Raw genomic sequence first — 6,649 nt, 5'->3', positions numbered from 1 at the left:
GTGCCACCCAGGCTGCGGCGGGTGACGTTGCCGATGCCGCACGCCTGTCCCTGCGCGAGCGTGTCTTCGCGCGTCTGCTCGGGCACGGCCCATTGTGGCTGCGGCAGCGCCGTACCGGTGAACTGGGCGAGTTGATGCTGCATCACGGCGATGCGATCGAGAACTACTACAGTGGTTTCCTGCCGGTGCGCACCGAAGTGGTGGTGGTGCCGTTGTTGATCCTGGCTGCTGTGGCCTGGGTGGATTGGGTAGTTGCACTGATCCTGCTGTTCACTGCGCCACTGGTGCCGTTTTTCATGATGCTGGTGGGCTGGGGCGCCGAAGCCGCCGGGCGCGCGCAGCTGGGCGAGCTGGCGCGGATGAGTGGGCACTTCGCCGATCGCATCAAAGGCCTGGGCCTGCTGCGCCTGTATGGCCGTGGGGAGGCCGAGCTGGCCGGCATCGAGGCTGCGGCAGAAGGTGTGCGCGTGCGCACGATGAAGGTGCTGCGCATCGCTTTCCTGTCGTCCACCGTGCTGGAATTCTTTGCCTCGGTCAGCGTGGCGATGGTTGCGTTGTATCTGGGCCTGAGTTATCTGGGCCTGATGTCGCTGCATGCGTCTGTGCCGACGCTGGGGGCGGGCTTGTTCTGCCTGCTGCTGGCACCGGAGTTCTACGCACCGTTGCGGCGCCTGGCCGCGCACTATCACGACCGTGCCAATGCACTGGCCGCCGCCGCCGAGGTGGAGCGTCTGCTGCAGGTGCTGCCGGAAGACGAGACAACTACAATCGATGGCAGTGTGCCGCTGGCACCGGAGCCAGCCGAGGCCGCCCTGCCGCCACTGCAGGCGCACGGTCTGGTATTGCGTCCGTTGGGCGCTGCCCACGATGTGCTGCAGAATCTGGACCTGCAGCTGGAACCGGGCCAGCGTCTGGCCCTGGTCGGCCCCAGTGGCAGCGGCAAGAGCACGTTGCTGGAGGCGCTTGCCGGTTGGCTGCCGCCGCGTGCCGGCCGGGTGCAGCTGCGGCCGGGGCTGCAGGTGGCCTATGCCAGCCAGCGTCCCTATCTGTTCCACGGCACCATCGCCGAGAACCTGCGACTGGCCGATCCCGGTGCCAGCGACGCGCGCCTGCGCGCCGTTGCCGAAGCCGCCCAGGTGCTGCAGTTCGCACAGCGCCTGCCGCAGGGGCTGGATACGCTGATCGGCGAGCGCGGCTTTGGCTTGTCCGGTGGCGAAGCACGTCGCATCGGCCTGGCGCGCCTGCTGCTGCGCGATCCGCAGGTGCTGCTGCTGGACGAGCCGACCGCGTTTCTCGATGCCGAAACAGAAGCAGCGCTGCTGCGCAGCCTGGCCGCCTATGCGCGCGGACGCAGCGTGGTGGTGGCCACCCACAGCCCGGCGGTGATCGCCTGGGCCGACCGCTGCCTGCTGTTGCCCGAAGGGCGCCTGGTTGAGCCGGCGCAGGCGGTACGCGTATGAGCCGCTCTGCCGATTCGCTGCGCACGGTATTCCTGCGTCATCGCCCGCGCCTGCTGCTGGCAGTGCTGCTGCTGTGGACCACGATGCTGGCCGGCACCGCCCTGCTGGGCCTGTCCGGTGGCTTCCTCACTGCTGCAGCGCTGGCCGGTGCAGCGGGCCTTGGCCAGGGCTTCAACTTCTTCACTCCGTCGGCCGGCATCCGCGGCCTGACCATGGCGCGCATCGCATCGCGCTACTTCGAAAAACTGGTGGGGCATGATGCCACCCTGCGCATCGCCCGCGACCTGCGCGTGTGGTTCTTCCGTCGCGCGCTGCCACTGGCCCCGGCACGGCTGGGTGCGACCCGCACCGGCGATCTACTGGCGCGGCTGCTGGGTGACATCGGTGAAATCGATGGCCTGCTGGTGCGTGCCATCGGCCCGCTGCTGGCGCTGGGCGCGTTGACGTTGGTGGGCGTGGGCTCGGCAGCGTTGATCCTGCCATCGGCAGCGGTGCTGCTGGCGGTACTGGCGTTGCTGATCGGCATCGGCGTGCCGTGGCTGGGCGTGAGGGGACATGACAGTGAAGAGGCCGACCGCGCTGCACATCGTGCGGCGTTGCGCACGGCGGCATTCGAGGGGCTGGAAGGGGCGGCTGATCTGGCCGCGCTCAACGCTGGCAATGCCTGGCAGTTGAAGGTGCGGGTGGCGGCCAAGCAGGTGGCCTCGCGCGATCGTCGTCGACGCCTGCGGCTGATCGCTGCATCAACGCTGCATGGTGTGCTGGCCGGGCTCGGCCTGGTAGCGATGCTGGCACTGGCGCTGCATGCGGCCGAGCAACAGCGCATCGCGCCGGAAATGGCCGCCGGGCTGGTGTTCCTGACCGTGGCGATGATTGAACTGTGGGCGGGCATGGGCCTGGCCTGGCAGGCGCTGCAATCGGGCCGCATTGCGGCCGCGCGCCTGCAGGGCATCGTCGAGCAGGCACCTTCGGTGCAGGAGCCGGTGTCGCCGCAGCCGCTGGCGCCGGCGGCGACCGTGCATTGGGACGATGTGCACTTCCAGTGGCCGGGCGCCGCACGGCCGGTGCTGCGTGGCCTGCAGCTGACGCTGGCACCGGGCGAGCGCATCGCCATCCGTGGCGACAGCGGCAGCGGCAAGACCACCTTGTCGAGCCTGCTGCTGCGCCTGTGGGATCCGCAGCAAGGGCGGTTGACCTACGGTGGCCAGGACCTGCGTGATGTCGCCCAGGCCGATTGGCACCGGCACCTTGCGTGGCTGCCGCAGAACGCGCCGGTGTTTGCCGGCAGCGTGGCCGCGAACCTGCGGCTGGGCGATCCCGAGGCCAGCGACGAGGCGTTGTGGGCGGTGCTGCAACGGGTACGGCTGGGTGAATGGGCCGAGCGCAACGGCGGCCTGCAGGCGTGGGTGGGCGAGAACGGCGCAACGATGTCGGCCGGCCAAGCGCGGCGTCTGGCGCTGGCGCGCGCGCTGCTGCGCAATGCACCGATCCTGCTGGTGGATGAGCCCACCGAAGGCCTGGACGTGGATACCGCGCGCGCACTGCTGCAGGACCTGCCGGCACTGCTGGAAGGGCGCAGCCTGCTGATGATCACCCACGATGACCTGCCCGCGGGTGTGGTGGATGTGCAGTACCGGTTGGTGGACGGGGGGCTGGTCCGCGAACCGCTTCGGTAGATGCCGACCTTGGTCGGCTATCCACGCGTGGCGTGGATCTACAGGGCAGCTAGCGCGAAAACGCGCGCAGCATCACCGCGATCGAGGCCACGTTGGCCAGGACGCACAACCAGAACACCCACTGGAACGGCGCCTTGCGATGTTTGTGGCGGAACAGCGCCTGGCCGAGCAGCGCGCCGGGCCAGCCGCCGGCAAAGGCCAGCAGCTGCAGCGTGCGTTCGGGCGTCCTCTGCTGTTTTCGCTGCGCGGCGCGCTTGTCGTGTCCATACAGGYCGAACGACACCGCACTGGCCAATGCACACCATGCGCCCAGCCACAGCGGAAACACGCCGGTTGCGGTCAAGCCGATCAACGCACCGAGCGCGGCCAGTGCGAGATTGCGCCGCCACGCCACTACAGTTCGTCGAGGAAGCCGCGCACGGCCGGGCCGAAGCGCTCGAAGTCGACCAGGAACGCGTCATGACCCTGTGGCGATTCCAGGCCGATGAAGCGCGCGTCCGCGCCACCAGCGCGCAGGCCATCGGCGACCTGTTGCTGCTGCTGCACCGGAAACAGGATGTCGGTGTTGGCGCCGATCGCCAGTGCCTTGCCGACGCGGATGCTGGCCAGTCCGGCCAGCACATCGCCATCGCCATACTCGGCCAGATCGAACCAGTCCATCGAGCGGCTCAGGTACAGATAGCAGTTGGGATCGAAAAAGCGCACGAACCGGCGTGCATGGCCTTCCAGATAGCTCTCGACCTGGAATTCCAGGCCGAACGGATCATCGTCGGCCTGGTCTGAATCCAGCCGCACGCGACCGAAGCGGCCATCCCATTCCAGCGCCGAGCGGTAGGTGATCACGCCCAGCTTGCGTGCCATGCGCATGCCCGATTCCGGGTACGCCTCATTGTCGTAGTGGCCACCGTTCCAGTGCGGGTCCAGGCGGATCGCTTCGCGCTGCAGCGAACGGATGGCGATCGAGAACGGCAGGGCCTGCGCGCTGCCGGAAATGTTGATATGGCTGCGGGCGATGCCCGGGTGCAGCAGCAACACCGCCAGCGCCGTCATCCCGCCCATGGAATTGCCGATCACGCAGGCGAGTTGTCCGATGCCCAGTGCGCGCACCACGTCGATCGCCGCGCGTGCGCCGTCTTCGATGGACAGTTCCGGGAAATCCAGGCGATACAGTTCACCGTTGGCCGGATTGATCGAGGCCGGGCCGGTGGAGCCCTTGCAGCTGCCCAGCGAGTTCACACAGACCACGAACCAGCGATTGGTATCGATCGGCTTGCCGGGGCCAACCATGGCTTCCCACCAGCCTGGCGCAGGATTGGCTTCGTTGGCCGCCGCATGCGCGTCGGGCGACAGGCCGGTGACGACCAGGATCGCGTTGCTGGCGCCTGTGTCCAGCGTGCCCCAGGTTTCGTAGGCCACGCGCGCACCATGCAGGGCGCCGCCGCGTTTGCACGGAAAGGGTGAGGGCAGGGCATGGAAGCGGGTGCCGGGCGGAATGAATTCGGTCATGGGGGCATTCTAGCGGGGCGGCATGTGCAGCTGGCGACACGCTGGTTTCCATGCGCTGAGGCCCAGGTAGTACCGGCCGCTGGTCGRCAACCACGCATCCACATCGAACATCGTGACGTTGCCGGCCAGCGGCCGGCACTACCGGGGATGTCGTGTTACGGGAACCGCAGTTCGACCACACCGTCATGTGGCAGGCTGACCTTGACCGGCGTGGTTTGCAGGTCCTCCGCGCTGCGATTGGCGCTGCCGCTGCGCGAAATGCGCGCCAGTACTTCCACTTCGCGATGCGCCGACAGTGGCGCAGTCGGCATCGGGCTGTCGCCGTCGCCCAGGCCGACCGTTGCAGGGAAGCCGACCAGGGGCAGCCTGCGTGCAGCCACCGGCATCGGCGGGCCGCCCACTGCGCGTGCCAGCACGAACACCTGGGTGCTGGCCGGCCAATCACTCGCTTTCAACGATGCGGGCAGGTGCACCCGTACCTGCAGCAGCGCCGGTGCAACCGCTGTCGGAGTGTCCGACGGCTGGCCGGCCGCCTCGCGGGCGATGGCGATCTGCGCCTGCAGCGCCTGCGCGGCACCCGGCTCCAGGCGTGGCAGCAGCGTGCTCCAGAGTTCGGCGGCCTCGGCATTGCGGCCCCGCTGGCGCAGGGCAATGCCAAGCAACCAGCTTGCGCGCTCGGCCTCGGGCGACAAGGTACGTGCGCGCTGCAGCCATGCCAGCGCGGTGTCATCGAACTGCTTACCAGGATCGGCCTGGGCCCGTGCCTGCGCGGCCTCGACCAGCACGCCCGGTTCGTCCGGTGCAAGGGCTGCGGCGCGGTTGAAGGCGTCGGCCGCAGCGGCGACATTACCCAGCTCAGCCTGCGAACGGCCCAGCAGCGCCCAGCCATCGGCGCGCTGCGGGTCACGCTGCAGCGCCTGCTGCAGTGCCTCTACGCCGTCACGCAGGGTGGCGACCGAGGGTGCGGGCTGCACCTGTGCCGCGCGGGGATTGCCGACCAACAGGTACAGGCAGGCACCGGCTACGCCCAGTGTCACCACCCCCAGCACGAAGCTGCGACGGCCTTGCTGGCGCAGCGGCCACAGCACTATTGCCGCCAACAGCGCAGCGGCCACTGCGGCGACCATCGGCAACCACTGCGTCACCAGTCCTCTCCCTCGGTTGAATTCGCCGCAGCGGATGCATCCATCTGCCGGCTGCGACGACGGACGATGCCCACCACCACCAGCGCGCCAGCCCCCAGTACCAGCAGCGGACCGCCCCACAGCAGCCAGGTGCCCGGTTGCAGTGGCGGTTGATAGAGCACGAATTCGCCATAGCGGGCGACCAGGAACTGCTTGATCGCGGTGTCGTCCAGGCCCTGCTGCATCAATTGCAGCACTTCACGGCGCAGGTCCTGCGCGATCTGCGCATTGGAATCGGCCAATGACTGGTTCTGGCACTGCACGCAGCGCAACTGCGCAGCCAGGTCGTGGAAGCGCGCTTCCTCGGCGGTATCGCGGAACATCAGCGGCCGCGCATCATGCACCGGTTGTTGGGCGAGGCCGGAGTTCGGCGCGACCAGGGTCAGTGCCAGCAGCAGGGGCAGCAGCCAGCGCATGCGCTTACGGCGAGGCGTGCAGGGTGTTGCCGGCATCGCCCTGGGCCTTTTCAAGCTTTTCCAGCGCCGGAATCAACTTCTCATCGACCACCTGCTGGGTCATCGCGCCGCTGTACTTCCAGCGCACGATGCCACTGCCATCGACCAGGAAGGTCTCCGGTGCTGCCGTCACGCCCCAGTCGATGGCGGTGCGGCCTTCGATGTCGCTCAGCACGACCATGAACGGGTTGCCCAGCTGTTCCAGCCAGTGCAGCGCGTCGGTCGGTTCATCCTTCCAGTTGTAGCCGATCACGCGTACGCGCTTGCTCTCGGCGAAGCGGGTCAGCACCGGATGTTCTTCACGGCAGGCCGCGCACCAGCTGCCCCAGACGTTGAGCAGGTACGGCGCGCCACGCAGCTCCTCGCTG

General features: G+C 68.3%; 7 protein-coding genes. 2 read left to right on the top strand and 5 right to left on the bottom strand.

What is annotated here, in order from left to right; genetic code table 11:
* Together cydD and cydC are read left to right on the top strand one after the other, a co-directional pair.
* On the top strand, positions 1 to 1,460 hold a 1,460-nt coding region (gene cydD, locus AB4Y84_RS09825), incomplete at its 5' end, for a thiol reductant ABC exporter subunit CydD (protein WP_442250073.1).
* Positions 1,457 to 3,136 carry a thiol reductant ABC exporter subunit CydC gene (gene cydC, locus AB4Y84_RS09820; protein ID WP_442244287.1) on the top strand — a complete coding sequence of 560 codons (1,680 nt, stop codon included), beginning with the start codon at positions 1,457 to 1,459 and terminating at the stop codon, positions 3,134 to 3,136. The genes cydD and cydC, both read left to right, overlap by 4 nt.
* 49 nt (positions 3,137 to 3,185) lie before the next feature.
* Here the strand turns inward: cydC and AB4Y84_RS09815 are convergent, their stop codons facing one another.
* The 5 genes from AB4Y84_RS09815 to AB4Y84_RS09795 all read right to left on the bottom strand — a co-directional run.
* Positions 3,186 to 3,530: a DUF1294 domain-containing protein gene (locus AB4Y84_RS09815; RefSeq protein WP_442250072.1), complete on the bottom strand. Its 345-nt coding sequence runs from the start codon at positions 3,528 to 3,530 to the stop codon at positions 3,186 to 3,188.
* On the bottom strand, positions 3,530 to 4,642 hold the full coding sequence (gene metX, locus AB4Y84_RS09810) for a homoserine O-acetyltransferase MetX (protein ID WP_442244288.1): 1,113 nt from the start codon (positions 4,640 to 4,642) through the stop codon (positions 3,530 to 3,532). The genes AB4Y84_RS09815 and metX overlap by 1 nt, the downstream gene beginning before the upstream one ends.
* Positions 4,643 to 4,797: 155 nt before the next feature.
* Positions 4,798 to 5,790: a tetratricopeptide repeat protein gene (locus AB4Y84_RS09805; protein ID WP_313249786.1), complete on the bottom strand. Its 993-nt coding sequence runs from the start codon at positions 5,788 to 5,790 to the stop codon at positions 4,798 to 4,800.
* Positions 5,784 to 6,242 (bottom strand): cytochrome c-type biogenesis protein, encoded by a 459-nt coding sequence (locus AB4Y84_RS09800; protein WP_442244289.1) that lies wholly within the window; start codon positions 6,240 to 6,242, stop codon positions 5,784 to 5,786. The genes AB4Y84_RS09805 and AB4Y84_RS09800 overlap by 7 nt, the downstream gene beginning before the upstream one ends.
* Before the next feature lie 4 nt (positions 6,243 to 6,246).
* Positions 6,247 to 6,649: DsbE family thiol:disulfide interchange protein (locus AB4Y84_RS09795; RefSeq protein WP_442250071.1), on the bottom strand; the 403-nt coding region annotated here is incomplete at its 5' end.

The organism is Stenotrophomonas sp. 2YAF22, assembly GCF_052114665.1.
Taxonomy (GTDB): domain Bacteria; phylum Pseudomonadota; class Gammaproteobacteria; order Xanthomonadales; family Xanthomonadaceae; genus Stenotrophomonas; species Stenotrophomonas indicatrix.
The sequence above is the reverse complement of the archived record's forward strand: the minus strand, read 5'-3'. Positions and strand labels throughout refer to the sequence as shown.